The organism is Vitiosangium sp. GDMCC 1.1324 (assembly GCF_003044305.1).
Taxonomy (GTDB): Bacteria; Myxococcota; Myxococcia; order Myxococcales; family Myxococcaceae; genus Archangium.
Genome location: NZ_PZOX01000002.1, coordinates 1 through 26285 on the forward strand (window position 1 = coordinate 1; position 26285 = coordinate 26285).

The 26285-nt window shown below is 67.2% G+C and carries 29 protein-coding genes; 15 read left to right on the forward strand and 14 right to left on the reverse strand.

The features are described from left to right. The first annotated feature begins 37 nt into the window (after window positions 1-37). From DAT35_RS60490 to DAT35_RS04440, 5 genes are all read left to right on the forward strand, one after another. Window positions 38-586, forward strand: coding sequence for a hypothetical protein (locus DAT35_RS60490; protein ID WP_233261299.1), 549 nt, complete (start codon window positions 38-40; stop codon window positions 584-586). Window positions 587-656: 70 nt separating this feature from the next. Then, window positions 657-1004 carry a hypothetical protein gene (locus tag DAT35_RS04425; RefSeq protein WP_369945240.1) on the forward strand — a complete coding sequence of 116 codons (348 nt, stop codon included), beginning with the start codon at window positions 657-659 and terminating at the stop codon, window positions 1002-1004. Window positions 1005-1152: 148 nt separating this feature from the next. After that, window positions 1153-2253 (forward strand): NADH:flavin oxidoreductase, encoded by a 1101-nt coding sequence (locus DAT35_RS04430; RefSeq protein WP_108065657.1) that lies wholly within the window; start codon window positions 1153-1155, stop codon window positions 2251-2253. Between the two features lie 50 nt (window positions 2254-2303). Continuing rightward, window positions 2304-3134, forward strand: a complete 831-nt coding sequence (locus tag DAT35_RS04435; RefSeq protein WP_108065658.1) for a helix-turn-helix domain-containing protein — start codon at window positions 2304-2306, stop codon at window positions 3132-3134. A gap of 96 nt (window positions 3135-3230) precedes the next feature. After that, window positions 3231-4025 (forward strand): metal-dependent hydrolase, encoded by a 795-nt coding sequence (locus tag DAT35_RS04440; protein WP_108065659.1) that lies wholly within the window; start codon window positions 3231-3233, stop codon window positions 4023-4025. Window positions 4026-4037: 12 nt separating this feature from the next. On the opposite strand, the gene DAT35_RS04445 is transcribed toward DAT35_RS04440, so the two are convergent. From DAT35_RS04445 to DAT35_RS04455, 3 genes are all read right to left on the reverse strand, one after another. Further along, the gene (locus DAT35_RS04445) at window positions 4038-5048 is read right to left on the reverse strand and encodes an NAD(P)-dependent alcohol dehydrogenase (protein ID WP_108065660.1); all 1011 of its coding nucleotides are present in this window, start codon (window positions 5046-5048) and stop codon (window positions 4038-4040) included. A 111-nt stretch (window positions 5049-5159) separates the two neighbouring features. Then, on the reverse strand, window positions 5160-6818 hold the full coding sequence (locus DAT35_RS04450) for a M14 family metallopeptidase (RefSeq protein WP_108065661.1): 1659 nt from the start codon (window positions 6816-6818) through the stop codon (window positions 5160-5162). Between the two features lie 47 nt (window positions 6819-6865). Continuing rightward, window positions 6866-8185 (reverse strand): DUF418 domain-containing protein, encoded by a 1320-nt coding sequence (locus DAT35_RS04455; protein WP_108065662.1) that lies wholly within the window; start codon window positions 8183-8185, stop codon window positions 6866-6868. 221 nt (window positions 8186-8406) lie between these two features. Here DAT35_RS04455 and DAT35_RS04460 point away from each other — a divergent pair, with 221 nt between their 5' ends. The 3 genes from DAT35_RS04460 (at window position 8407) to DAT35_RS04470 (ending at window position 12374) form a co-directional block, all read left to right on the forward strand. Further along, entirely contained in the window at window positions 8407-10173 is a 1767-nt protein-coding gene (locus DAT35_RS04460) for an ABC transporter ATP-binding protein (protein WP_108065663.1), read from the forward strand. Then, window positions 10170-12017: an ABC transporter ATP-binding protein gene (locus tag DAT35_RS04465; RefSeq protein ID WP_108065664.1), complete on the forward strand. Its 1848-nt coding sequence runs from the start codon at window positions 10170-10172 to the stop codon at window positions 12015-12017. Before DAT35_RS04460 ends, DAT35_RS04465 begins: the two co-directional genes overlap by 4 nt. Before the next feature lie 93 nt (window positions 12018-12110). After that, entirely contained in the window at window positions 12111-12374 is a 264-nt protein-coding gene (locus tag DAT35_RS04470; RefSeq protein WP_108065665.1) for a hypothetical protein, read from the forward strand. A 272-nt stretch (window positions 12375-12646) separates the two neighbouring features. On the opposite strand, the gene DAT35_RS04475 is transcribed toward DAT35_RS04470, so the two are convergent. Next, window positions 12647-14440: a hypothetical protein gene (locus DAT35_RS04475; RefSeq protein WP_146209563.1), complete on the reverse strand. Its 1794-nt coding sequence runs from the start codon at window positions 14438-14440 to the stop codon at window positions 12647-12649. A gap of 21 nt (window positions 14441-14461) precedes the next feature. Continuing rightward, window positions 14462-14926, reverse strand: a complete 465-nt coding sequence (locus DAT35_RS04480) for a cupin domain-containing protein (RefSeq protein ID WP_108065667.1) — start codon at window positions 14924-14926, stop codon at window positions 14462-14464. Between the two features lie 163 nt (window positions 14927-15089). On the opposite strand from DAT35_RS04480, the gene DAT35_RS62295 reads away from it, so the two are divergent. Beyond that, a complete protein-coding gene (locus DAT35_RS62295) occupies window positions 15090-15410 on the forward strand; it encodes a transposase (RefSeq protein WP_108065668.1) in 321 nt (106 codons plus the stop codon). On the opposite strand, the gene DAT35_RS04490 is transcribed toward DAT35_RS62295, so the two are convergent. Genes DAT35_RS04490 through DAT35_RS04500 form a run of 3 tightly spaced genes read right to left on the reverse strand, consistent with a single transcriptional unit; the run spans window position 15382 to window position 16728 of the window. Beyond that, window positions 15382-15852, reverse strand: coding sequence for an NUDIX hydrolase (locus tag DAT35_RS04490; protein WP_108065669.1), 471 nt, complete (start codon window positions 15850-15852; stop codon window positions 15382-15384). The two genes, DAT35_RS62295 and DAT35_RS04490, sit on opposite strands and share 29 nt — an antisense overlap. Before the next feature lie 20 nt (window positions 15853-15872). Then, complete coding sequence (locus DAT35_RS04495) at window positions 15873-16343, reverse strand: NUDIX hydrolase (protein ID WP_108065670.1); 471 nt, start codon at window positions 16341-16343, stop codon at window positions 15873-15875. 43 nt (window positions 16344-16386) lie between these two features. Further along, the gene (locus DAT35_RS04500) at window positions 16387-16728 is read right to left on the reverse strand and encodes a hypothetical protein (RefSeq protein ID WP_108065671.1); all 342 of its coding nucleotides are present in this window, start codon (window positions 16726-16728) and stop codon (window positions 16387-16389) included. 247 nt (window positions 16729-16975) lie between these two features. Between DAT35_RS04500 and nudC the strand changes: the two genes are divergently transcribed. Both nudC and DAT35_RS04510 read left to right on the forward strand, forming a co-directional pair. Next, a complete protein-coding gene (gene nudC / locus DAT35_RS04505; RefSeq protein WP_108065672.1) occupies window positions 16976-17809 on the forward strand; it encodes an NAD(+) diphosphatase in 834 nt (277 codons plus the stop codon). A gap of 146 nt (window positions 17810-17955) precedes the next feature. After that, window positions 17956-18648: a radical SAM protein gene (locus DAT35_RS04510; protein ID WP_108065673.1), complete on the forward strand. Its 693-nt coding sequence runs from the start codon at window positions 17956-17958 to the stop codon at window positions 18646-18648. 18 nt (window positions 18649-18666) lie between these two features. On the opposite strand, the gene DAT35_RS04515 is transcribed toward DAT35_RS04510, so the two are convergent. Both DAT35_RS04515 and DAT35_RS04520 read right to left on the reverse strand, forming a co-directional pair. After that, window positions 18667-19194, reverse strand: a complete 528-nt coding sequence (locus tag DAT35_RS04515; RefSeq protein ID WP_108065674.1) for a B-box zinc finger protein — start codon at window positions 19192-19194, stop codon at window positions 18667-18669. A 19-nt stretch (window positions 19195-19213) separates the two neighbouring features. Further along, the gene (locus DAT35_RS04520) at window positions 19214-19498 is read right to left on the reverse strand and encodes a hypothetical protein (RefSeq protein ID WP_108065675.1); all 285 of its coding nucleotides are present in this window, start codon (window positions 19496-19498) and stop codon (window positions 19214-19216) included. 98 nt (window positions 19499-19596) lie between these two features. On the opposite strand from DAT35_RS04520, the gene DAT35_RS04525 reads away from it, so the two are divergent. Beyond that, window positions 19597-19911, forward strand: coding sequence for a hypothetical protein (locus tag DAT35_RS04525; RefSeq protein ID WP_108065676.1), 315 nt, complete (start codon window positions 19597-19599; stop codon window positions 19909-19911). A gap of 19 nt (window positions 19912-19930) precedes the next feature. On the opposite strand, the gene DAT35_RS04530 is transcribed toward DAT35_RS04525, so the two are convergent. Next, the gene (locus DAT35_RS04530; protein ID WP_108065677.1) at window positions 19931-20545 is read right to left on the reverse strand and encodes a TetR/AcrR family transcriptional regulator; all 615 of its coding nucleotides are present in this window, start codon (window positions 20543-20545) and stop codon (window positions 19931-19933) included. A gap of 80 nt (window positions 20546-20625) precedes the next feature. On the opposite strand from DAT35_RS04530, the gene DAT35_RS04535 reads away from it, so the two are divergent. After that, window positions 20626-22020: a S9 family peptidase gene (locus tag DAT35_RS04535; RefSeq protein WP_108065678.1), complete on the forward strand. Its 1395-nt coding sequence runs from the start codon at window positions 20626-20628 to the stop codon at window positions 22018-22020. Window positions 22021-22032: 12 nt separating this feature from the next. Continuing rightward, a complete protein-coding gene (locus tag DAT35_RS04540; protein ID WP_108065679.1) occupies window positions 22033-23109 on the forward strand; it encodes a BamA/TamA family outer membrane protein in 1077 nt (358 codons plus the stop codon). Window positions 23110-23127: 18 nt separating this feature from the next. Here the strand turns inward: DAT35_RS04540 and DAT35_RS04545 are convergent, their stop codons facing one another. The 3 genes from DAT35_RS04545 to DAT35_RS04555 form a co-directional block, all read right to left on the reverse strand. Beyond that, window positions 23128-24456: a sensor histidine kinase gene (locus DAT35_RS04545; protein WP_108065680.1), complete on the reverse strand. Its 1329-nt coding sequence runs from the start codon at window positions 24454-24456 to the stop codon at window positions 23128-23130. 92 nt (window positions 24457-24548) lie between these two features. Then, window positions 24549-24821, reverse strand: a complete 273-nt coding sequence (locus DAT35_RS04550; RefSeq protein ID WP_108065681.1) for a GIY-YIG nuclease family protein — start codon at window positions 24819-24821, stop codon at window positions 24549-24551. Window positions 24822-24857: 36 nt separating this feature from the next. Then, window positions 24858-25064: a CBS domain-containing protein gene (locus DAT35_RS04555; RefSeq protein ID WP_199242812.1), complete on the reverse strand. Its 207-nt coding sequence runs from the start codon at window positions 25062-25064 to the stop codon at window positions 24858-24860. 176 nt (window positions 25065-25240) lie between these two features. On the opposite strand from DAT35_RS04555, the gene DAT35_RS04560 reads away from it, so the two are divergent. Beyond that, window positions 25241-26257 (forward strand): alpha/beta fold hydrolase, encoded by a 1017-nt coding sequence (locus DAT35_RS04560; protein WP_108065683.1) that lies wholly within the window; start codon window positions 25241-25243, stop codon window positions 26255-26257. The last annotated feature ends 28 nt before the right edge of the window (window positions 26258-26285 follow it).

A 26285-nucleotide genomic window follows, 5' to 3' on the forward strand; every position in this document is an offset into this window, starting at 1 on the left:
TCTGAAATCATTAAGGTTTTTCTGACGGGAGAGGGGTATGGGCAGGAAGCACCTCTCGGAGCGAGGAGGAGACGCGGCCGCCACGGTGGGGGGAGGCATGTGGCTGCTCGCACTGCTGAGTGCCGCGGTGGTGGCTTGCGCGGGTTGCGAGCACGCGAGGCCCGCGCAGGCCAAGGCCCAGCCCTATGTCGTCGACGAGGACGCGAGTGGAGTTGGCAGTGCGCTCGGGACCGGAGGCGCGGGTTACGACTGCGATGACGAGCTCAACCAGTGTTTCAACAAATGCTGGGAGTCCTCGCGGCAACCCTATCCCCATATCGAACACAACGAGTGGTACTACGAATACTGCACCCGGGAGTGCCGCAAGGAATACATGTCTTGCATTGAGGAGAAGGAGAAGGAGGAAGCGGAGAAGGTGAAGAAGCGCCCGCCCCTCGAGTTCTCGAGTCTCGACGCGGCCCGCGACTGGATTCGGAAGCACAAATCAGAACTGGCGCTCGGAACGGTTGTGATTGTCGCGGGCACGGCATTCATCCTCGTCACGGGCGGAACCGGTGCGCTGCTCCTGGCGCCGCTGGCCCTCTAGATGTCTGTCATTTCCCGGCATGCCAATGAAATACAATCCCAACTTCGATGTCGACACAGTCCTCCGGACCGTGGAAGCCTTGAGCAAGCAATACCCCGAGGGGACGCCCGAAGACGAGGCGCTGCGGGTATGTGCTTCTGCGTTGCTCTTCGTTCGCGACGACCTGCGGAAACTCGAGGAGCTCCGCGAGTTCTTCCGCAAAATCACGACCCCGGCCATCGAGGGAATCAAGGTCGTCCACTCCTTCGCCTCGAGAGAAGAGGCGGATGCATGGCTCGCGAGTGGACTGGCCCGGGATGGCCTGCTCGTCAGGGTCGCGGGCCAAGGCTTCACGGTCATCGACCACGGTCCGAAGGGGCTGAAACTGGTCCGGATACCGCTCCCGGAAGAGCTGCCCCCTCACAAGCCGGGCAAGTAGCCGTCACGCTCCGAGCAGGCGAGCTCGGCCCGCCCTACCCAGCGGCCGATAAGCAGGCCTTGCGAGAGGGTCCAGGTTTTCTGGTGGGGGTGCGGAGGCGATCCGGTTAGCTAGGCGCTTCTGAACGTCGTCCCGTGGGAGCCCCCTCATGCCCGCAGAAGTGCTGTTCCGCCCCTTCGCCTACAAGTCGCTGAAACTGAAGAATCGCATCGTCATGGCGCCCATGACGCGAGCCTTCTCTCCCAACGGGGTGCCGACACCCGAGGTCGCCAGCTACTACCGCCGCCGGGCCGAAGGGGAGGTGGGCCTCATCCTCTCGGAGGGGACCGTGGTGGCTCGGCCCTCGGCGAAGAATGACCCCAACGTGCCCGACTTCCACGGCGAGCTGCCGCTGGCGGGATGGAAGCGCGTCATCAACGAGGTGCATGCCGCGGGCGGGCGGATGGCCCCGCAACTCTGGCACGTGGGCTCGGCGCGCAATCCCCAGGCGACCTGGGTGGCACCACCCCCCGTGGACAGCCCCTCGGGCCTGTCCAGGCCGGACAAGAAGTTCACCGAGCCCATGACGGACGAGGCCATCGCCGACACCCTTTCAGCGTTCGGCAAGGCGGCGGCGGATGCCAAGCGACTCGGCTTCGATGCGCTCGAGATTCACGGCGCCCACGGCTATCTGATCGACCAGTTCTTCTGGGCGGGGACGAACCAGCGGACCGACGCCTTCGGAGGCGCCACGCTCGCCGAGCGCTCCCGCTTCGCCGCCGAGGTGGTGAAGTCCATCCGCGCGGCGGTGGGCGAGGACTTCGTCATCATCCTGCGGCTGTCGCAGTGGAAGCAGCAGGACTACAACGTCAAGCTCGCCTCGACGCCCCAGGAGATGGAGACCTGGCTCACGCCGCTGGTGGACGCCGGGACGGACATCCTGCACTGCTCGCAGCGCCGGTTCTGGGAACCGGAGTTCGAGGGCTCGGAGCTCAACTTCGCGGGCTGGGCCAAGAAGCTCACCGGCAAGCCGACCATCACCGTCGGCTCGGTCGGACTGTCGGGCGAGTTCGTGGCGGCCTTCGGGGGCGAGAGCTCGAAGCCAGCGTCCCTCGACAACCTGTTGCAGCGCCTCGAGCGGGAGGAGTTCGACCTGGTCGCGGTCGGCCGCGCGCTCCTCGCGGATCCGCAGTGGGCCCTGAAGGTACGCGAGGGCCGCGACCACGAGCTGTCCGACTTCAAGAAGGAAGCACTCGCCACGCTCGCCTAGCGCTCGACCCCGCGGGACTTCGGGAGCTGGTAGCCTCCTCGCGCTCCGCCATGCGCCGCTCCCCGCTCCCCTCCAGCGCCGTGCACACCTGGCGCCCGCCGCTGCTTCCGGGCGTGGAGGTGACGCGGGTGGAGAACGATGCCCGGCTCTGGTCCGGGCACTCGACCCGCTATGCCATCTCGGTGACCTACTCCGGGGCCTTCGACTTCTGGTACCGGAAGCGCGTCTGGACGCAGGGACCCGGCCGCCTCAAGCTCAAGGAACCCGGTGAGGTCCATCGGGACGTGCGCATACATGCTCCGGTGACGGCCCAGACGATCGCCTTCGAGGCACCGCTCGTCGAGGAGGCGGCACGGCTGCTGGGCCTGCACGGCACACCCCACTTCAACGACGCGCTGACGCGAGGCTCGGGACGGACGGAGGCCACCGCCCTGCGGCTGCATGCGGCGCTCGCGGCGAGGACCGCCCATCGGCTCGAAGGGGAGTCACTGCTGGCGGAGGCCCTCGAAGCGGTGCTGGTGGAGTATGCCGGCGGCACACCGGAGCCTGACTCCCGGGAGCGACACCCTCCGGCGGTGCGGCGTGCGCGCGAGTACCTCCACGCGCTCTCCACGGAGAACGTGGGGCTCGAGTCCCTGGCGGACGCGGTGGGCCTCAACCGGTTCCGCCTGCTGCGCCTGTTCCGGGCCGAGTTCGGGCTGCCCCCGCACGAATACCTGACGCATCTGCGCGTGGCACGAGCGCGCGTGTTGCTCGCGGAGGGAGTCCCCGCCGGCCGTGTCGCCGTGGATGTGGGCCTCTACGACCAGAGTCAGCTCAACCGCCACTTCAAGCGGATTGTCGGCCTCACGCCGGGCCAGTACGCCCGGGCCCGTCAATAACGCCCAAGTCTGGACGGCCCGTGTTGCCCTATTCCCCCGGGGCACTGGACTCCCTCCGCGCCGGCCGCGCGGCATTTCCCCTCCGAGGTGTATCGAATGGGCGCTCATCGCCATGGCCTCCTGCTGCTCGCCATCTCCCTCCTCACGGCGGCCCCTGCCTCCGCCGCTGCTCCCGACGCAGGGACAAAGCCACCAGCCCGCGCTTCCGTGCAGGTAACCTGGCTCGGGCACGCGGCGTTCGAGGTCGTCTCACCGGGAGGCACCCGGCTGCTGCTCGACCCGTGGCTGAAGGAGAACCCCCGGACACCGCCCGCCTGGAAGGACGTGGCGCGCTACGGGCGCGAGCGGCCCACCGCCATACTCGTGACGCACTCGCATGCGGACCACGCGGAGGACGTCCCCGCGCTCGCCTGGACGAGCGGTGCGCCCGTGGTCGCCACGGGCGAGCACCTGCGCGCCATGAAGATTCCCGAGGCGCAGCAGCACAGCGTCAACGTGGGTGGCTCCTTCCAGTTGGGAGACGTCACCGTGCACGTCGTCCCCGCGATGCATTCGAGCGAGGCGGGTGGAAGGCCCCTGGGCTACGTGCTCACCTTCGCGGATGGGCGCTCGCTCTACCACACGGGCGACACGTGGCTCTTCGGAGACATGGAGCTCATCCAGGAGCTCTACCACCCGGACATCCTGCTGCTCACCGTGGGAGGGGGGCGCTGGGGCCTGGATCCGAAGACCGCGGCGCTCGCGGTGCGGAAGTACTTCCGGCCCACCCTCATCATCCCGATGCACTTCGGGACCTTCGAGCCGCTCGCGGAGGAAGCCGAGGTCCGCGCCGCCTTCGCGGGCGACCCGAGGATGCGGCTGCTCACCCCCGGGCAGCCCGTTTCCCTGTGACCCTGCTCCGTCTCAGACGGAGATCACCACCTTGCCGAAGTGGGCGCCGGACTCGAGGTAACGCAGGGCCTCGCGGGCCTGCTCGAAGGGGAAGACGCGGCCGATGACGGGCTTCACCCGATGCTGGGTGATGACCCGGTTCATGTCCTCGAACATGACGCGGCTGCCCACGAAGACGCTCTGGATGCGGAGCTTCTTCGGCTCGGCGAGGGCGGAGTCGGGATTGCCACGGCCGCCGCTGAGCAGACCGATGAGGGCGATGTGCCCACCGGGCCGCGTGGCGCGAACGGACTTCGGAAGCGTCTCCGCACCCGCCACCTCGAGGACATGGTCCACGCCCTGTCCGCTGGTCAGCTCAAGGACCTTCTCGTCCCAGTTGGGATGCTGCTTGTAGTTGATGGTGCCGTCCGCGACGAGCGTCCGCGCCCGTTGCAGCTTCTCGTCACTGCTGGAGGTGATGAGGGTGCGCGCCTTCAGCAGGCGGGCGAACTGGAGCCCGAAGATGGAGACCCCTCCCGTGCCCAGAGCCAGCACCGACTGGCCCACCTGGAGTTGGCCCTGGGGCACCAGGGCGTTCCAGGCCGTGACGCCCGCGCAGGGCAGCGTGGCACCCTCCTCGAAGGAGAGGTGCTCCGGCAGATGCACGAGCCCCTCCGCGTCCAGGGCGACATACTCCGCCAGCACGCCATCGACGCCCCCACCGAGCGCCCTGCTCGCCGCATCCTGTGGCAACGCTCCGTCCGTCCAGGTCTGGAAGAAGGTCGGGGCCACACGGTCGCCGGGCTTCACGCGGGTGACGCCCTGGCCCACCGCGACCACCTCGCCGGCCCCGTCCGACACGGGAATGAGGGGAAGCCGGATGGGCGCCCGATAGGTGTTCCGCAGGATGAGCAGGTCCCGATAGTTCAGCGACACCGCGCGGATGCGTACCAGGGCCTGACCCGGGCCGGGCTTCGGCTCGGGCCTGTCCACCTGCACCCATCCGTCGATGTCACCCGTCTTCTGGAGCTCGTAGGCCTTCATGGGGAGCGAATCCCTCCATTCACGTGGGAGATGTGCCGCGGCTGATTAACCAGTGCCACCTGGCATGGCCATGTCAATCCCCACGTGAGGGAACCCGCTGCCGGGTACGCGTCACTCGGCCTTCTTCGGCGCGCGGGTGGCGTCCACCACGCGATGAATCGGATAGAGCTCGCCCACCTGGATGAGGCCATCGAGGAACTGCCAGCGGCAGAAGCCGTCATCCGAGTGCGGCTCGAGCAGGTACACGACGAGGGTGCCGGTGCGCTGGGCCGTGGGCACGTACAGGGTTCCCGCGGGGAACTCGCGCGTGGAGCGCTCGGGAGCCACGGTGAGCACCGTCTCGAAGCGCACGGGCTTGGGCTTCTGGCTGAGCGGCACCTCGGCCTCGCCGGGCGGGGGAACGTTCGCGGCCACGTCGGGGCTGAACGTCTCCTCGCGCCGCGCCACCCGGTAGCTGTCGACGGAGAAGCTCCGCGGAGCCTCCAGGCGCTCGAAGCGGATGCCATGCCCCTCGAGGCGCGAGGCGAGCTCCGCTGGCACGAGATACGCCGCGGGCGTGCTCACCGCCTGCGTGGGGACGAACGTCCGGTGGTGCGGGACGTCATAGGCCTTCCGGCGCTTTCCCGGGTAACGCCGCTCGGAGATGCTCGCCTCGTCGTAGGCCAGGATGTGGGCCATGTCGCCGGGCTTCGCATAGGCGGGGTACTCGAACACGAGCGCACCCTTGTCGTCGCGCGTGGCCACGCCGTAGTTGATGCCCACGAGCGCCTGTACATCGGGCGAATCGCCGCGCTCCTGGATGTGCTCCGCCTCGAGCTCGGTGATGGCGCGATAGGCGGAGGCGTTCTTCGCGGCATCGCGGAACAGCTCGAGCAACCACGCCCGTATCACCGCGCAGCGGCGCGGGAAGTCGATGTAGCTGTAGGTCTCGAGCAGCACATCGAGCCGGCCGAGCAACCCGCGGTAATGGCTGCCGAAGCGCGGGAGCGCGGGATAGGTGTGCCAACCCGAGCGGGGGTCTCCCTCATTCTTGTAGTTGCCGTACCAGAAGCTGTCGAAATCGTGGCGCGTCTTCACCGCCTTGGCCACGCGGTCGAGCATCACGCGGTTGAACGCGCGCAGCTCCGAGAAGAGCGGCTCGTTCGAGTGCGACGTGTCGTAGGTGAGGTCGAAGGCGTGGATGCTGCCGTCGGTGGTGTGGCAGTCGATGAAGAGGTGGGGCCACCACTCCTGGTACAGCTTCGCGAGCGCACGCGTCTCGGGGGCCTCCTGCTTCATGCTGTCGCGGTTGAGGTTCCACCCCTCGCCCGTGTAGCGCATGCCCACGCCGCCCTCGGGGTTCACCTGCCCCTCGAGGTTCTTGAGGTCGAGCTTGCGGTTGTTGGGGCTGATGCGGTCGTTGCCGTCGGGGTTGAAGTTCGGCACCAGCACGAGGCACAGCTTGTCGAGCAGCTTCGCCCCGAGCTTCGTGAGGGTCAGGTCCCGGGCGAGCGCGAGCACGGACTCCTTGCCCTCGACCTCACCGGCGTGGATGTTGGCCTCCACCATCACGATGGCCTTCTTCTGCTTGCGCGCGAGCTCGGGGGTGAAGCAGCCGCGGTCGCTCACGATGAGGGCCACCAGGGGCTGCCCCTCACCGCTCTTGCCGAAGTCCACACGCTGGACCAGCTTCGTGCGGCGGCAGAGCTCGTCGACGAAGGCGAGCACATCGGAGTGACGTGAAGTTTCCTTGTACTTCGAAGACTCAGCGCGGGTGAGCAGCTCGGTCATATGGGCGCGCATCCGAGCGCTCCGCCCCCCGCAGCGTCAAGCATTTGCTAGGCGGCGGGCGCCACGTCCTGCTCGCGCGCGGGAGCCCTGCGCATGGGTTGGGATTTTCCGTACGTCAACGAGCGCCAAACCCACTCGACAGGGCCGAAGCGGAAGCGGGCCAGCCAGAGGTGGCTCACCAGGACCTGGACCCAGAAGAGGCCGAACATGAGCGCCAGGCACGGCAGGGGACGCAGCTTGCCGATGAGGTTGAACCCATAGCCGTAGTAGATGAACTGGCTGATGACGGTCTGGCTCAGATAGTTCGTCAGCGCCATCTGCCCGGCGGGGGCCAGCACCGCGAGGAACCGCCGCGCCCGGGGACGCAGGAAGAGGAGCGAGAGGCCGGCCACGTAGAACGCGGTGAGGCCGAGCACCCCCACCTCCCAGACCGACTGGAAGAGGAGCCGCCACCATAGCGCCGGCCGGGAGAACACCCCGGCTTTCAGCAGGTGATCGACGAGCAGACCCACGCCATTGCCCAACACGGCCAGCACCAGCCCCCACCCGATGAGCCGGCGGAAGAGGGGGCGGTTCGCCTCCACGTCGTGGAAGATCCTTCGCCGCCCGGCCAGCAGGCCGAGCAGGAACCGGCCGAGGGAGATCAGCCCATGCGCGAACGTCATCGGCTTGAGGAAGATCTTCCAATAGAAGATGGCATTGGCCCGCGCCGTGGTGAGGTAGGAGCCGCTCTGGAAGGCGGCCAGTGTCTCGCTCCGGATCGCCGCCACGTTCGCCATGTTCGCCTTGGACGCCTCCTGCACGGCTTCCGGCGAGCTCGCGAGCAGCGGCACATAGGTCATGACGGCGGTGACCACGAGCGGTGCGCCGATGATGAGCACGAGGCTCCAGACGAGCAGCCGCTTGTCGGGCAGCTTCCGGAACAGCAGGAGCACGAAGCCCGTCATCGCGTACAGGTTGAGCACGTCGCCGTACCAGAGCGCGAACAGGTGCGTGAGGCCGATGAGCAGGAGCACCCCCAGCCGCCGGGAGTACACGGAGACGACCGAGGCCCCCCGAGCCTCGGCCCGGCCCATCTGGATGGAGAAGCCGAGGCCGAAGAGGAACGAGAACATCGACATGGCCTTCTCAGCCACCAGGCGGGTGAAGAGGAAGTCGGTGACGACATCCACCCGCGTCGACAGCAAGGCCTCGGCGCTCTCCTTCGGCAGGAGGCCCCGTCCGCTCAGGTGCATGTAGGCATTCGAGACGAAGACGCCGCAGAGCGCGACGGCACGCAGGATGTCGAGGAGGATCAACCGCTCGCTGGCGTCGACCGGGCGCGCACCGATGACGGCGGAGGTCACCGGCGGGGGAGTGCTGACCATGCGTCCAGCAGATGCCTCCCCCCTCGCACACGTCAAGGGGGCTTCGAGCCGCCCTCCGGCCGCTCCTTGGCCTAGAAACGATCCATACCATTTCTCCGGGTTCGACGCACCGCCCCAAGGCCCCTGGGGCTCCCTCGTCTGGTTGCCCCCGGGAGCCCGACGTTGCGGCCCGGAGCCCGGTTAGGTACGTCTGTCGGTACATGCAACCAGGACGAAGACCGATGGCGCCGCCAGGGAGCGGAAAGGCCGTGTGGCGCGCGCTCGGGTATCTGCGGCGGTACAGGCTGGAGACTGCGGGCGCGTTGGCGTCGCTCCTGTTGGTGTCGGCCACCAACCTCGCAGCACCACAGATGGTGCGGGTGGCCATCGACAACGGCATCGCCAAGGGCAACAACGCCACGGTGCTCGCGGCCGTGGGCGGACTGGTGGCCATCGCGCTGGGGCGGGGACTCTTCAACTTCCTCCAGGGCTACCTGGCCGAGCGCGTCTCCCAGGGCGTCGCCTTCGACCTGCGCGACGCGCTCTTCGCGCGCATCCAGCGGCTGAGCTTCAGCTACTACGATCAGGCGCAGACGGGACAGCTCCTCACCCGGCTCACCAACGACGTCGAGCAGGTGCGCACCTTCGTCGGCACCGGCGTGGTGCAGCTCGCCGCCTCGCTCGCCATGCTGGTGGGGTGCGCGGCGCTGCTCTTGAGCACCAACCCCGTGCTCGCCGTGGCGTCGCTGGCGACCATCGCGCCCATCCTCTGGTTGTTCCGGAGCTTCATGGGGAAGATGGGCCCGCTGTTCGGCAAGGTGCAGATGACGCTGGGCCAGCTCAACGGCATCCTCCAGGAGGACCTGCGCGGCGTCCGCGTGGTGCGCGCCTTCTCCGGCGAGGCCCGCGAGGCCGCCCGCTACCAGAAGGCCAATGAGGAGCTGCTGGGGCACAACCTCCTGGTCATCGAGGCCATCTCCACCAACTTCCCCTTCGTGGGCTACTTCGCCGCTCTCGGCACGCTCGTGGTGGTGGGGTTGGGCGGCCTGCTCATCTTCCGCAACAGCCTGACCATCGGCGAGCTGCTCGCGTTCAATTCCTATCTGGGCTTCCTGATGATGCCCATCATCACGCTGGGCTTCATCGCGGCGCAGATCTCCCGCGCCGGGGCGTCCGCGCTGCGCGTGTTCGAGCTGCTCGACACCCAGGTGGAGGTGGCCGACAAGCCCGGGGCCACGCCGCTGCCGCCCCTCCAGGGACGGGTCGAGCTCCGGGACGTGCGCTTCCGCTACGCGGGCAGCGAGCGCGAAATCCTGCGCGGGGTGAGCTTCACGGCCGAGCCGGGACAGCTCGTGGCCATCCTCGGGACGACAGGCTCCGGCAAGAGCACCATCATCAACCTGCTGCCCCGCTTCTACGACGTGACCGGAGGCGCGGTGCTCCTGGACGGGCACGACGTGCGCGAGGTGACGCTCTCCAGCCTGCGCTCGCAGATTGGCGTGGTGCTGCAGGACTCGCTGCTCTTCTCCGGGACGGTGCGAGAGAACATCGCCTACGGCCGCCCGGACGCGACGCTGGAGGAGATTCGAGCGGCGGCCGAAGCGGCGCAGGCGGCGGAGTTCATCGCCGGGCTGCCGCAAGGCTACGACACGGTGGTGGGCGAGCGGGGCGTGGGGCTCTCGGGTGGACAGCGCCAGCGCCTGGCCATCGCCCGGGCCCTGCTCACGGACCCACGGCTGCTCATCCTCGATGACAGCACCTCCGCGGTGGACGCCGAGACGGAGGCCGCCATCCAGGATGCGCTCGACAGACTGATGCGCAGCTCGCACCGCACGGCCATCGTCATCGCCCAGCGCATCAGCACGGTGCGCGACGCGGACCTCATCCTCGTGATCGATGAGGGCAAGGTGGTGGCACAGGGCACGCATGAGCAACTGCTCGGCTCGAGCCCGCTGTACAACGAGATTCTTGGCTCGCAATTGCAGCCCGGGAAGGTGGAGGCAGCATGAGGAGGCCAGGAGGAATCGAGTCGATGGCGGAGCTGGAGGTCCAGCATGCCGCCAACCGGGGAGCGGTGGCGCGCCGGCTGACGGCCGAGCTGCGGCCCTACCGGGGCACGCTGCTCGTGGCCCTGGTGTTCGTCCTCGTGGTTGCGATGACCCAAGCCGCCGGGCCGTACCTGGTGAGCCGGGCCATCGACCGCGACATCGGGAACAGGGACGTGGAGGGCCTGCTGCGCACCATGCTGATGCTGTTCGTCGTCTACAGCACGGGCGCGGTGGCCGGGTGGGCGCAGACGCGGCGCGTGGGCATGACCGGCCAGCGGGTGCTCTCCACCCTGCGCAACCGGCTCTTCGAGCAGCTCCAGGCGCTGCCGCTGTCGTACTTCGACAAGCGGCCCATCGGCGACCTGATGAGCCGGCTGCTCAGCGACGTGGACACGCTCAACCAGTTCTTCTCGCAGGGGATGACGCAGCTTCTGGGCGCGATGCTGGGGTTGGTGGGCGTGCTGGTGGCGATGCTGGCGCTCAACGTCCGGCTGGCGCTGGCGTGCTTCACCATCATCCCGGTGATGCTGCTCACCACCTGGTTCTTCGCCGCTCGGGCGCGCAAGGCGTACCGCAAGACACGGCAGACGGTGGGCAACGTGACGGCGTCGCTGCAGGAGCAGATCGTCGGCGTGCGGCAGGCGCAGGCGTTCAACCGCACGGACGTGAACATCCAGCGCTTCCGCAGCCAGAACGCCGCCAACCGCGACGCCAACATGTCCGCGGTGGGCGTCACCTCGGCGTTCTCTCCGGCGATGGACATGCTCTCCACGCTCGCCACGGCGCTCGTCATCGGGTACGGCGGCTACCAGGTGCTCCAGGGGCAGCTGAGCGTGGGCCTGCTGGCGGCGTTCCTCATCTACGTGCAGCAGTTCTTCCGGCCGGTGCAGATGGCGGCCTCGGTGTACACGCTGATGCAGTCGGCGCTCGCCGGCGCGGAGCGCATCTACTCCATCCTCGATGAGACGCGCGAGCCCTCCGACGCCCCGGATGCCGCCGAGCTGAAGCGGGCGCAGGGGCACATCACGTTCGAAAACGTGTCATTCGCCTACGATGCCGAGCACCCGGTGCTGCGCGAGATGAGCTTCGACATCCAGCCCGGCCAGACGGTGGCGCTGGTGGGCCGCACGGGCGCGGGGAAGACCACGGTGGCCAACCTCATTCCGCGCTTCTACGACGCGACGGGCGGGGTGGTGCGCGTGGACGGGCTGGACATCAAGCGGGTGACGCGGACGAGCCTGCGGCGACAGATGGCGATGGTGATCCAGGAGCCGTTCCTGTTCTCTGGAAGCATCGCGGACAACATCGCCTACGGCCGGCCCGGCGCGAGCCGCGAGGAGATAGAGCAGGCCGCGCGGGCGGTGCACGCGCACGAGTTCATCGCCGCGCTGCCGAAGGGCTATGACTCGGTGCTGGGCGAGAGCGGCGCCACACTGAGCCAGGGACAGCGGCAGCTCCTCGCGTTCGCCCGAGCGGTCATCGCGGATCCGCGCGTGCTCATCCTCGACGAGGCGACGGCGAACATCGACACGCGGACGGAGGCGCTCATCCAGCGTGCGCTCTCCACACTGCTGGCGGGCCGGACCAGCGTGGTCATCGCCCACCGGCTCAGCACCATCCGGAACGCGGACCTCATCCTCGTCATCGACGCCGGGCGCATCACGGAGCGCGGCACGCACGACGAGCTGATGGCCCGGAACGGGCTGTACGCGGAGCTGTACCAGAAGCAGTTCCGCGAGCCGGCCCCCCCTGCCGCGGCTCCGGTGATGCGCGCGGCTTCGGGCATGCGGCCCGAGAAGGTGTGAAATCGCCCGCCTCCTCTTCACGCGCAGTCACACGCTTCTCGCACTGCGGAGCGGTCCGTGTGGTTCGCGGACCCACCCCCCCCGAGGTGACACATGCGGAAGCTGGGAGCTCGTGGACTGGGAGTGATTGCAACGCTGTGGGTGGCGGCCCTGACGGACTGTGGCCCTTTGGCGCCGGTGGAAGACACGGAGGCGCCGGGCAGCATCGAGCAGGGATTGAAGTACTGCACCTCAGACGACCAGTGCAGCACCGACGGCAGCTACGTCTGTTGCTACGACAGCGCCTGCCGCAAGGCATGTGAGCCGGGCGCGGTCCCCTCCGGCTGCGCCACCGGACAGCAGTGCTGCCTGGGCTAGGTTGGCGGCTCGTCTGGCGAGGTCCTCATCCAGCCCCACTGCGCCCCCGCCTGCTACTACCCGTAACGAGCGCAGGGGAAGAGCAGGCAGCCACTTCGAGGTGGCGGGTCATGTGCCGCCCCGAAGTCGGACTCATTCAGTTCCAACTCCTCACGGAGCGGTAGCGGGCTTCACCGGCTCGCCCTTGCGAAAGCGCCGGGCCCAGGCCCACGTCACAGAAAAAGAGCCGGGAAGCATTAAAGCATCGCGTCATACATCTACCCAATGCATTCCTATGTCGACTCTGCGTCAACTTGCGTGGACGGGAGTGGCTTCAGCGCGAAGTAGCGACTCACATCTTCAATCGTCCCAGCGAATATAGAGAAAAGTTCTGGGACATATGAGTCTATTCGATGGCGTTCAGTTGCCGGTGCAGGCCGTCCGTAGCGACGAATGAGGTACGTCCTGAAGTTTGTCGGAAGCTTCTCGTCCCGAATGAATGGTCCGTTTACATCGGCATCGCGGAAGTATGCCAAAAGACGCTTATAGAGTTCCCGTTCACGCGCTGGTATCGACAGGAAGAACTCGAACTCATGAAGATCCATTATGTGCCACACGCATCTGGACGAAAAGTGGCGATCGAACCATTCGCGCTCGCTAGCGTTGAGGTTGGCCTTCACCTCAGTGAGCAGCATTGACCGAAGATCGCCAAACGTAAAAACGGAAGGCATATCTGGAACGATGCCGACGAGACAGAATCGGTCGCATTTGAGAATGCGTCGGGTCAAGTCAGCATTATCTTCACGAAGTTGACCGTTTGCTACTGCCGTCTCGGCACGAACCAAGAACTTTACGGTCTTGTAAATGGTCTCTGAGAAAGCCGAGGCAAGATCCTTCCGAATGCTCTCGTCTTTCGCACCAAAGTGCGTGGCCTCGCTGAGCATCTTGAGCTTCAACTGAAAAAGGCACGCCACATTCTTCGAACCATGCTGCTCGAAGATGATGCGGTCTGGGCTCTTTTCGCTTCCCTTCGCAAGATATTCGTACTCGCCAAAGTGACCGCTTGGCCGCCACAGTTCGCACAACTCGCCGAAGAACAACTCCAGCCGGCCTCCCATCCAACGACTGTACATGGTTGACCCGCCCCCCTCATCCTCCCGTGCGAGGGCCAGTGCCTTTGTGATTGATTTCGTTGCTACTTGTATTTTCAGAAAAGGATGAGCCGCCACGATGAATTGGTGGTCATTCAGACGAATTAGCGGCCACCGCGAGAAGAAGGCGCAAGCCCGTGCCTTGCCCGTATACTCTTGCGCAACTGGAAACACATCGAGGCCGCGGAACTCATCAAACCTGAGCGATAACTCGTCCAACACCGATGAGAAAGCAGGCGCCAATTCCTGACGCTTCGGACCATCTTGAAGAAAGGTTCGCGTATCAAGAGCCGGGTTTTGAAGCGCGAACGACCACAACCCCACCAGGGTCAGCATGTAATCATATGCCGGGACTCCTACGAAATTCGAGAAGAGTCGGTTAGTGTGACTGGGCTCTACCCCAAGGCCACCAAACGGCTTGAGGCCGAGCAGAACCAGCGTATTGGCAACTCGGTATACAATACTGGACTGATAGATGTAATTTTCGGCGAGTAGCCATATCACATACCGGCGCAAGGCCGACTGGCGTTCATTTAACCCAGTTGCTTTCACAAAGTCATCAGGCTCGACCCCCTGAGCTTCAAGAGCAGCACGCACACCATCGTTAGGGCTTGTCTTGAATGGGGCCTGCTCAGTCGAGACCAGCGGGTAGCCATCGGGAATGGCGTTCAGAGCCACATGCAATGCAGTTGCTAGTCCGAAGAGAGTTGGTCCCCTTTCCGACTTGAGGTCAGCCTCGATAATAGTTGGACCCAGGTCAGCCAATCCAAGCGCCAATGTGAGAGCGGGAAGCTTGGCTTTTTCCAATTCTTTGCGAACAAACGCTTCGTAGTCCCCAAGTACTCTTTGGGGCGCGTCGTGCGTAAATGTGGGGATGGAGCGACCAGCATTCGCTCTATCCCTGCCTCTGCGCTTGTGAGTGCTCCGTTGGCTCATAGTCACTCTCCTAGTCCGCCTTCACGGGGCGGTAGCGGGCTTCACCGGCTCTCCCTGGCGGAAGCGAGCCTCGGGACCCGGGCCCACGTACACCTGCACGGCGCGGAAGCACTCGGTGCCCTCGGGAATGCGGGCCGCGTGGCGAATGCCCGCCGGGATGTAGACGGCATCGCCCTTCTTCACGGGCATCGTCTGTCCCTCGATGGTCATCTCCGCCTCCCCCTCCTCCACATAGAGCATCTCCACGCTGTGCTCGTGGATGTGCTCGGGCACGCCGGCTCCACCCTGGAGATCGAGCACTCCCATGGAGGCGGCGCGGGCCCCGGTCTCCTCGTTGGTGAGCAGGGTGGCGGCTCCCTTGCCCTGGGAGATGCGGAAGGTGGGAGCCTCCGCGCTGTTCACCACATAACGGACAGGCACGGTGGGAACCCGGGCACAGCCAGCGGAGACACACAGCACGGCCGTCAGGAGCGAGGTACGGAGCATGCCCCCATTCCTAGCACGGAGTCCCTGCCCCGCCGGACCGGGTCCCGCTACTCCACCCCACTCTTCCGGTCCACATCACATGCGACACGCCGGACACGTCCAGCGATGGCGGAGCGCTGCTGCTGAGGCAGATGGATGAGCGCCTGGGCCTCACCCGCACAAGCTGGCCGCCTGCATCCCCGACGCACGCGACCCCTCGTGCGTAGTGCATACCCGGCTGGAACAGGTTCGCCAGCGCGTCTACCAGATGGCACTGGGCTCCGAAGACTGCAACGACGCCCACACCCTGCGCCATGAGTCAGCCCTTCAGGTAGCGTGCGACGTGGTGCCGCACAGCAGCTCGCCCCTGTCCTCCCAGCCCACGCTCTGCCGCTTGGAGAATGCCGTGAACGGACGTGCGACCGGGCACGGCTCATGCCGCACGCGGCGCCGCGGGCATGCTGCGGAGGTGAGGTTCAGACTTCTTCATCCGGCAGGAGCGTGAGCAGTAGCTCGTCGTCGGGCCCCAGCGGGCGCCAACCTGGCGGTGGTGGCGTGGCGCGGAGCGCTGCCCTAGCCCGCTCGACGCGCTTCTCATGCGTCTCTGGGGTGTAGGCAGACCAGCGGCCGATTGCCTTGGCAACCTTGAAGCGGTTGGCGTCATCCATAACGGCCGGCCAGCCATCAGGGAGACTTTGGGACAACATGCGCACGAACACATCACGCACAAAGCGTGTGACCTGCTTGCGCTGCTCCGCCTCGGCGAGCAACCCGCTCAGCACTTGCACCCCTGCGATGTCGTTCGGACCGAGCTCATCGGCCAGTTCCACCAAGGAGGCAGTAGGGCGGGCGTTCGCGAAGGCAGTGAGCGAGTCGTACCCCCGCTCGCGGACCCGCTCATACAAGCGCGCCTTCACGTTGCCCTCCCAAGCACGTCCGTCGCTCATGGTCCTCTCCAGGGGGAAGCTCAGATCTCTTCGTCAGGCAGGAGCGTGAGCAGCAGTTCGTCGTCGGGTCCCAGTGGTCGCCACCCGGCTGGTGGCGGCGAAGTGCGAAGCGCTGCCTTGGCCCGCTCGACGTGCTGTTCATGTGTTTCTGGGGTGTAGGCACCCCAATGGGCGAGCGCCACAGCAACCTTGAGGCGGTTTGCGTCGTCAAGCACGGCCGGCCAGCCGTTGGGGAGTGCTTCAGCCAGTTCGCGCACGAGTTGCCCGCGCACCAAACGCGTGACCTTGCGGCTTCGCCCCGCCTCGGCGACCAACCCGCTGAACACCTGCACTGCCGCAATGTCATCAGGGCCAAGCTCGTCCGCCAATTCCACCAGCGAGGAAGTGGGGCGCGCCTCGGCGAAGGCGGTGAGCGAGTCGTAACCTCGCTCGCGGACCCGCGCATACAGGCGCGCCTTCACGTTGCCCTCCCAAGCACGTCCGTCGCTCATTTCCCACCACAGCGAATGAAGTTCATTGGGATTCTGTACTCCTTCATTTGCTTCGCGACGATCTCCAGGAAGGAGGGGAGGGTGGCCAAGAGGCGAGGGCGAGCGGTGACTCCTCGCCCGGCTCTCCGGCCACCACGGGCCGGGTGGCCTCGTACGGGGCATAGCGCAGACTCCCCCCATGGCCGGGAGGCGGCGGCAGCGACACACAGGCGTTGGACAGGAGGGCCAGGACGAGCAGCAGCGCCAGTCCGGAGGCTTCCAAGCGCGCGAGGTATCGCCAACTTCTTGCCGGGGAGCCCGACAGCGGTGGCTCCATGCCAGCGGGTGGACTGTCAGGTCCTTCCTCCTGCGACAGCAGCAGCAACGCCAGCAGCGTGGACGTCATCAGCACCTCCGATGGGTGACGCCCACTCTAATGAGTGCTCCCGACAAATCCGGACAGCCTGGATAGCACGGGCCAAAGCTGGAGCATGGAGCAGCACTACCTCGACTCCTCTCGGCCAACCTGGCCGACATGGCCGAGGTGTGCCAGCTGCCGCGCGCGAGCCACTGGCTTCCAACCCAATAGACGCACGGCCGCTTTGCGGCTCCTCTCCAAGCCCTGGTGAATAATCCGGACTAAGGTGTCACCCGTGAGCCAGCCTCGATTCATCCCCGGACATGATGCCCCCGCGCGCTCGCGCGACACCGCCCTGCTCTTCGCCACGCGGGGACTCGACCTCCTCGTCGCCGAGCGCGAGGGCTCGGTGCGCATCCCCACCGGCGCGGAGCTGTCCACGCACATCGCCGAGGCGGTCTTCCTCGGCACGCTCGATGGCGTGGACTGCTACGCCACCGCCCTCCCCAAGGGCACCGAGCCCCCCGCCGGCATGAAGCTCGTCCCCGCGCGCAGCCTCTTCACCCTGGTGGACGAGGTCCTCTTCAGCGTCGTCGGCCGGGCGCTCGCCATCGCCGAGTGGGACATCACCCACCGCTTCTGCGGGCGCGACGGTCAGCCCACCGTGCTCGTCCCCGGCGAGCGCGCGCGCCGCTGCCCCGTCTGCCACACGCCCTACTACCCGCGCATCTCCCCCGCGGTCATCGTGCTCATCCGCCGCGGTGACTCCATGCTGCTCGCGCGCAACGCCAACTTCCCCGGCGCCTTCTTCAGCACCCTGGCCGGCTTCGTCGACGTCGGCGAGTCGCTCGAGCAGACGGTGCTGCGCGAGGTGAAGGAAGAGGTCGGCGTGGACCTGAAGAACCTCCGCTACTTCGGCAGCCAGCCGTGGCCCTTCGGCCGCTCGCTCATGGTGGGCTTCACCGCCGAGTACGCCGGGGGAGACATCCAGGTGGACGGCAAGGAGATCGCCGAGGCCGGCTGGTTCACCCCCGACAACCACCCGAACCTCCCCCCGCGCCTGAGCATCGCCCGGCAGCTCATCGACAGCTTCATCGCCCAGGTGAAGGCGGAGAAGGCCCAGGGCTGAGACCCGCGCTCCAGGGGCCCGCCCGCTCCCGAGGCGCCCGAGCGGCTGGAAATCCCGTGGGAGGCCGGGCGGTTGAGGTCCAAAGGGCCTTGCCCCTTGCCATCACCTGCCCGGTTGGGGTTGAAGCGAGCCCCCCGGATTCCCACATGCCCGTCGCGCGCCCCCACATCGAGCCCCGTCGTGTTCCCACCGCTGACTCGGTGGTGGTGAAGGAGATCTACCTCTCCGTCCAGGGCGAGTCCTCTCACGCGGGGCTCCTCTGTTCCTTCGTGCGGCTCACCGGCTGCCACCTGCGCTGCACCTACTGCGACAGCGAGTTCGCCTTCCACGGCGGCTCGCGCATGAAGATTCCGGAGGTGGTAGCCCAGGTAAAGGCGCTCGGCGCGCCCCGGGTGGAGGTGACGGGTGGCGAGCCCCTGCTGCAGCCCGGCGTGTACCCGCTGATGGAGGAACTGCTGGCCTCGGGCCTCATCGTGCTGCTGGAGACGAGCGGCGCCATCGACGTGCGGCTGGTGCCTCCAGCGGTCCATAAAATCGTGGACATGAAGACGCCGTCATCGGGCGAGAGCGACCGCAACGACTACCGGAACCTCACCACGATGAATGCCAACGACGAGCTCAAGTTCGTCATTGGCAGCCGCGAGGACTACGAGTGGTCCAAGCGGCTCATCACCGAGCACCGGCTGCTGGAGAAGCCGTACGGGCTGCTGTTCTCCACCGTCTTCGGCAAGCTCACGACGAAGGCGCTGGCTGAGTGGGTCATCGAGGACCGGCTGTCCGTGCGCTTCCAGCTCCAGATGCACAAGTACATCTGGGACCCGAACGAGCGCGGGGTGTGAGGGCGGGGCGCGTCCGCCTCAGGGCTGCTGCATGCCGCTGTAGAAGTGCAGGAAGCTCCTGACCAGCAGGGCGAGTTGCAGCAGGAGGTGGCCCAGGTTGACCCAGGCCAGCGCGCGAACCCACCGGCCCCACGGGTGCGCGGAGGGAGCGAGCCCGTCGCGCACCAGGCGGCGCCGCTCGCGGGAGGCCGACCAGAACCCGAGCCCGGCGGCGAGCCCATTGAGCACCGGCACGCGATGCAGAATGGCGAGGGCGTAGACGACCTCCCCCAAGTGGATCAGCGCCCGGAACGGCAGGAGCATCGTGAGCGGAATGGACGCGAGGGCGATGACCTCCAGACCCAGCGCCGCCTTGAGGAGCAGGGAGGGCGCCCCGTGCTTGCGGACGAAGGCGACGCAGGAGGCGCAGTACGCGGCCTCGCCGAGCAGCTCGGTGCACTCGCCGCACAGGAAGGTGCCACAGCGCACGCAGGTGGCGACCGCCGCCCGCTGATGCGACGGACAGCGGGCACTGCTGAAGGCGGTCGGGTCCGGAGCGGTGGACACGGGCGCGCGTCGCGGCGGGTCAGAAGATGGGAGGCGGAGGCGGGCGCATCATCACCTGCTCTAACGCGTGGGCGCCCAGGCCGAGGAAGACGGCGGCCAGCACGGTGCCCCCGAAGAAGCCCGCGAGGATGAGGTTCTTGCGCGGGTGCTCGAACTGACTGAAGGCGTACACGAGCAGGTAGAAGGGAACCAGCAACACCATCATCCCGGTCCCCAGGCTGCGGCGGAACGCATGGACGAGCAGGAAGGCGGCGCACACGAGCGTGATGACGCCGAACAGGGCGGCAAGAGGGAGGAGCGGCACGACCCTCAGATAGCACGGCTGTCGCCTCGACGCGGTCCAAGTGCGCAGATTGCGTGCTAAAGGACGCTCCCACGTCCCCTCACCGAGGTGCCTGGACCATGGCCGCACTCAAGACACTGCTGACGTTCATCCTGGCGGGGGCCTTCATCGGCCTGGCCGCGGCTTCGTGGGCGGGGCCCCACTTCCTCGAGTGGTACAACACGGCGCCGCTGGGCACGCAGACGGTGTGCGACCTGCCCAAGGTCGTCCAGGGGGTGACCTCGTCTCTGCTGCGCTACCAGCTCATCGGCACCCTGTCGGGCGCCGGGGTCTTCTTCATCCTGGGCATCCTCTTCGTGGTGGCGCGCTCGAAGAAGCAGAAGCAGGAGCAACAGCCGCCCGCCACCCCGCCCCAGGCCAGCACGACCGCCTGAACCCCCTCTCGCCGGCCCGCTAGGCGCCGCCGAACAATCCAGCCAGGAGCTGGGCGACGAACCGGCGGCGCTCTTCGCTCTGGCTGAAGTCGGCCGGAGAGAACCGCGCGTACAGGTCCGGCAGCAGCGCGAACATGTACACCGCCGACCACACCTGCGAGAGGGCGATTCGCCGCCGCGGCTCCTCCAGATGGGGAACGTCGGGGGCGATCCGCCGGGAGAGCTCGTCGAGGAACTCGTTCAGCTTCCGCACCGCGGGGATGTCGTAGTTCTGATTGACCAGCGCCTCGCGGAAGTGCGCGTACGCGATTCGCGGATAGCGGGTCGCGTTCTCGAAATACACCTCCAACACCTGATGCAGCGCCGCCTTCGGCCTCAGCCCCTGGCCGAGCCGCGCATCCATGTCGGCGAGCACCTGTGAAAACGCCTGCTCCAGCGTGCTCTCGAACGCGAGCGCGAGCAGGTTGTCCTTACTGCGGAAGTAGTAGTTGATCGCCGCGCTGTTCACGCCGGCTTCCTTGGCAATCGAGCGGATTCCCGTCGCCTCGAACCCATCGCGCTCGATGCAGGTGATCGCGGCTTCGAGGATTCGCTCGCGGACCGACGACTCGGGCTCCTTGGATTTCTCAACCATCTGTCAACACACGCGTTTTTCGGCGTCGCTTGACGCCGGCCGAGAGTTAATCGTACGTTTCAATCACGTGATTGAAACCTATGACTGAATCAATTGATGAAAACAGGGGCGAGCGTACACCGGACCGCGGAGCCGAGGCAAAAGCCCGGGGACGGCTGACGCGAAGGCAGGCGCTCGGAGGCGCGGGGCTGTTCTTCGGTGGGGCCGCGCTGGCCGCCGCGGTGGGCCGGGCTTTCGGGGGGGATGACGGGGTGGAGGGAATCCATCCGCGCGGGGACGCCTGGTACGACCTGCGCCTCACCAACGACGCGCTGATGGACAGCCAGCTGCTCTGGTACCTCGGCCATGCGTCGCAGGGCATGAGCGATGTCGGCGAGGTGCTCGAGACCACGAAGCGCATCCGGCCCGGCAGCGAGGAGAGCTGGTTCACCGCCTGGATCGCGAGCGCGGAACGGCTGCAAGCGGTCGGGGACAAGTGCCAGGCGGCCGGGAGGAAGGTCAGCGCGGGCGAGACCTACGCGCGCGCCGCGAACTACTACCGGGCCGCGCTCATCCACTGGTCGGACAATGACGACCCCCGCGTGAGGAACGTGGTGAAGCGGAGCATCGAGCTGTTCGAGCGCTCGAACGCGCTGCTCGGCTATCCCGCCGAGCGCATCGAGGTTCCGTACGAGGGGACGTCGCTGCTCGCGTACTTCATCCGGTCGCCGTACGCGAAGGCGGAGGCGCCGGTCATCGTGATGAACCAGGGCCTGCACGCGTGGCCCGAGGAGACGAAGTGGGTCTACGACGGCGCGCTCAAGCGCGGCTACCACACCCTCATCTTCCACGGGCCGGGACAGGGTAGGACCTTGCGGGAGCAGCGGCTGCCGTTCCGCTTCGACTGGGAGAAGGCCGTCTCACCGGTGGTGGACGTCGCCGAGCGCATCTCCGGAGTGGATCCGAAGCGGATCATCTTGATGGGGCTGAGCTTCGGTGGCGCGCTCACGCCTCGCGCCGCCGCTTTCGAGAAACGTGCCGCGGTGTGCATCGCCAACCCCGGCGTCCTGAACTGGCACGAGGCCACGCTCGGCCACTTCGACCACATCCCCGGGTTGCTCGCGTTGCAGCGGAACGCGCCGGAGAAGTTCGACGCGGCGATGCTGAAACTCGCGAGCAGCTGGCCCACCGCGCGGTGGTGGCTGAACGACATGATGTTCAAGCACGGGGCGAAGACGCCCTCCGGGGTGTTCGACCGCCTCGCCGACTTCAACAACGAGCCCATCGTCGAGCAGATCACCTGCCCGGTGTTGATCATGGAGGGAACCGCGGAGGACGCATCGCCCGGTCAATCCCAGAAGCTCTACGACGCGCTCAAGAGCCCCAAGCACCTGATGGTGTTCCGGGAGGAGGAGGCGGCGGCGCTCCACTGCCAGACGGCGGCGAACTCGGTGGGCGCTCAGCGGATGTTCGACTGGCTCGACGAGCACGTCTAGCGGAGGCGCGCGATGACATGGAAAAAGTGGGCCGCGCTCTTCGTCCTGCTCGGCGGGGCCGCGTCCGGCGAAGAAGCCGTTTCGACACAGGGTCAGCTCAACGTCGTTCCCTTCTTGCTGCCGGCCTATCAGCCCGAGACCGGCTGGATGTTGGGAAGCGCGGCGGCGCTGGTGCATCAGCCTCCGCCGGGCTCGAAGCTGAAGGAGTCGCAGGTGCTGCTCGCCGCGGTGGCGAGCCTGAAGGGGCAATTCTCGCTCTTGCTGCAACCGGACTGGTACGTGCTCGAGGATCGCCTGCACTTCGGCGGAACGGTGAGCGTGGCCCGGTTTCCGGACAGCTTCTTCGGCGTCGGCAACGCGACCCGCGCGCAAGACGAGGAGCCCTACACGCCCATCTATCTCGAGCTCGAGCTGAGCCCGAAGTGGAACCTCGGCGGAGGTTTCTACCTCGGCCCGAGCTTCCGCCTTCAGCACGCCCGCATCGTCGAGGTGGAGCCCGGCGGACTGCTCGAGACGGGAGGGAGCCCCGGAGCGTCGGGAGGGACGACGGTGCAGCTCGGCGTGTCGGCGCTCTGGGACACCCGGGACAGCGCGCTCTACCCGAGGAAGGGAAGTCTGGTTCGCGGTTTCCTCCGCATCGCCCAGCCGGCGCTCGGCTCGCAGTATGACTCCGACGTGCTCCGGCTCGACGGACGGCACTACCTCACGCTGCCGTGGGCTGGCCACGTGCTCGCGCTGCAGGGGCTGGTCGAGCTGCGCCGGGGAGAGCCGCCGTTCTATGACACCGGCAAGCTCGGCGGCGGAGAGATCATGCGCGGCTACTACGAGGGGAGGTTCCGCGATCGCCAGCACCTCGCGCTCCAGGCCGAGTACCGTGCCCCCCTCTTCTGGAGGCTCGGCGCGGTCGCGTTCGCCTCGGTGGGAACGGTGGCGCGAAGCCTCGATGACCTCCGTCTCACCTCGCTGAAGCCGGCGGGCGGAGCCGGACTGCGTCTGGCGCCCCTCCCCGACGTTCCGGTGAACATCCGTCTCGATGTCGCGTACGGGACCGACGTGCAGTTCTACCTGAACATCGGCGAGGCGTTCTGAGCCACACCTCTTCCGGAGCTACGCCGCCGGCAGCTCCACGATGAAGCGCGCACCGCCCTCGGAGCGGTTCTCCGCGCCCAGCGTGCCCCCGAAGGACTCCACGTACTGCCGCGACAGCGCCAGCCCCAACCCCGTCCCCTTCCCCGGCGCCTTCGTGGTGAAGAAGGACGTGAAGAGCCGCTCCAGGTGCTCGGCCGGGATGCCCGGCCCGTTGTCCTCCACCATCAGCCGCACCCGCGCCCCTTCCACCACCACGCGCACCGCCACCCGCCCGTCCTGCACCCTCGCGTCCTCGATGGCGTCCGCCGCGTTCAGCAGCAGGTTGAGCATCACCTGCCCCAGCCGCCTCGACTCGGCCCGCACCGCCGTGTCCTTCGGAACCTCCACCGACAGCTTCACCAGCGACTTCAGCCGCACGGAGGCCAGCCGCACGCTCGCGTCGATGACCGGCGCCAGCTCACACCGCCCCACCCCCTCCACCGTCTCCTCCGCCCGCGACAGCGCCGTGAGGTCCTTCACGATTTGATGGATGCGCTCCACCCCCTGCATCGTCTCGTGCAGGGCCTCGGTGTACTCGGTGTCCGTCGCGCCCGTCGTCGGCTGCCGCCACTCCTCCAGCAGGAAGCGCAGGTTGGCCTGCACGTACGCCAGCGGGTTCTTCACCTCGTGCGCCACGCCCGCCGCCAGCCGCCCCACCTGTGCCAGCCGCTCGGCCTGCAGCGCCCGCGCCTGCGACGCCGCCAGCGCCTCCTTCACCGCCTTCTGCTCGTCTTCCGCCTGCGTCCGCGCCAGCCGCAGCCGCTGGTAGAAGAAGCTCATCTGCATTCCCAGGGCCCCGGCTCCCAGCAGCAGCAGCAGCCACGTCCCCATCTGCACCGTGGGCGTCCCCTCCATCCACATCAACGAGCCCGCCACCCCCACCGGCAGCAGCGCGCTGAACAGGATCTGCCCCAGCCTCCCCTGGGACACCAACAGGGTCACCAGGGGCGTCACGCAGAACCAGGCGAAGAGCGGGTTGTTCACCCCTCCCAGCCGGTGCACCACCAGGGCCAGGAAGACGTTGGGCAGCACTCCCCCGGCGATCGTCCTCATCAGCCTGCGGCGCTCGGGCCCCATCCACGCCAGCGACCACCCCATCCCCGCCGTCAGCCCCGCCCACCCCACTCGCAGCGCCAACGTGTCCCACGTCGGCCTCCCCACCGACAACGAGTCCACCACCCAGAGCGGCAGACACGTGAGGGCCAGCATGTAGAGGAGGCGCTGCTCGTCCTGCAACGCCAACACCTCGCCCTGTGGCTTCACCACCTGGCCGTCCAGGGGCTTTCCCTCGTACTGCTGCTGCGTCATGTGGGTGCCGATCCCCCCGCCAATTTCAACGGATTGGAGAGTTCTGTCCCCAACAGTGTCATAAAACGAGGTCACACGAAACCCAGCCTGGGTCAGCGCTGCACCCGTCGGACAAGGCGAAGTTTCTCAATTCGTGAGAGACGCTTGAGGGCCGCCTCACGGCGCAGGGCGGCGCTGCGATCGGCCGCCGGCTCGCTCCAGACGAGCGTCACCGGCAGGCGGGCGCGGGTGTAGGCGGCGCCTCGGCCCCGGTTGTGGGTGGCCAGGCGGCGGTCGAGGTTGTTGGTGGCGCCGGTGTAGAGCGTCCCGTCCCGGCAGCGCACCATGTAGACGGTCCAGGCGTCCGACACGGCGGGCGGCAGCATAGCGCACCCCCGCGCCCGCCCGCCCGGCGGGCTGTCTCAACTTCCGCACGCCATCATCACCAGGGACACGGGCAGCAGAGGGTCCACCTTCCAGGCCCCCAGGACATGGGAGCGGGTGATGAGCCCCACCAGGCATCCCGCCTCTCCCACCACCGGCAGCAGCCAGACACGGTAGCGCTCCATCACTCCCAGGGCATGCAGGAGGGTATCCGAGGGAACGAGGGCGACATCAATCGAGGACAACCTTTCCGCAAGAGTCGGCTTCTGCCGCATCCACCAGCCTCCCGGGCTTGAACGAGGGGGGAGACTTGCAACCGTTCTGCCGACATGTGGGTTCGTGGGATTTTCAACACAGCACCTACCCGGGAGGGCATTACATTCCAGCTGTGACGAATCGAAACGGGCCCAGGCTGACGCGGATGGCGGACCTCTTCTCGCGGGCGGTGAACCGGGACGGAGAGGGGTTGCTCACCCTGCCCTTCAAGCCGGACGAGTTGTACCGGGTGCCCACGGACGACGGGGCGGCCATCTCGCTGGGGCGCTACCACCCTCGGGGAGAGCGCCGGTACGCCGAGCCGGTCATCCTCTGCCACGGGCTGGGCGCCAACCGGTTCCACATGGACTTCGACGAGCGCTACAGCCTCACGCGCTACCTGGCCCGGGCAGGCTTCGAGACGTGGGTGATGGAGCTGCGCGGCCGGGGTCTGGCGGGCCCGTGTGGCGACGCCTCCTTCGATGACCAGGCCGAGTACGACGTGCGCAGCGCCCTGCGAACCGTGCTCTCCACGGGGGCCAAGGAAGTGCTCTGGGTGGGGCATTCCAAGGGAGGCCTCACCCTCTACGGCCATCTGGCGCGAAACCCGCAAGCCCCCATCCGGGCCGCCGTGGCCATGGGCAGCCCCTTCACCTTCGCGGTGCAGCCGGGCCTCAAGCGCTTCATCCAGAAGATTGAACCGATGCTGCGGCTGAAGATGATTCCCACCCGGCGCATCACTGGCATCGCCCTGTTCGGCGCGCCGCCGGGGCCGCTCAGCCGCTACATGATGCTGGACTCCAACATGGACGGGGACGTGGTGCGCAAGGCCCTGGCCAACGTGCCCGCGGACATCTACGGCGGCGTGGTGCGCCAGTTCGCCCACTGGATTGCCACGGACTCCTTCTGCATGGTGGACGGCACCTGCTACCGCAAGCCCCTGGCCGGGGTGAAGCTGCCCGTCATGCTCCTGGCGGGGAGCAAGGATCTGCTCGCCCCCCCGCTCGCCGTGGCACGGGCGCAGGAGTACCTCGGCGGGCCGGTCAAGCTGATGGTAGCCGGGCGGGGGCATGGCTTCGCCGAGGACTACGGCCATGCCGACCTGGTGCTCGGGCGTCGGGCACCGGACGAAATCTTCCCGCTGGTGGAGGCGTTCCTGTCCGCGCACGCAACCCGGGCTTGATGCCCCGGGGCCGTTGGGTTGTCCGCTC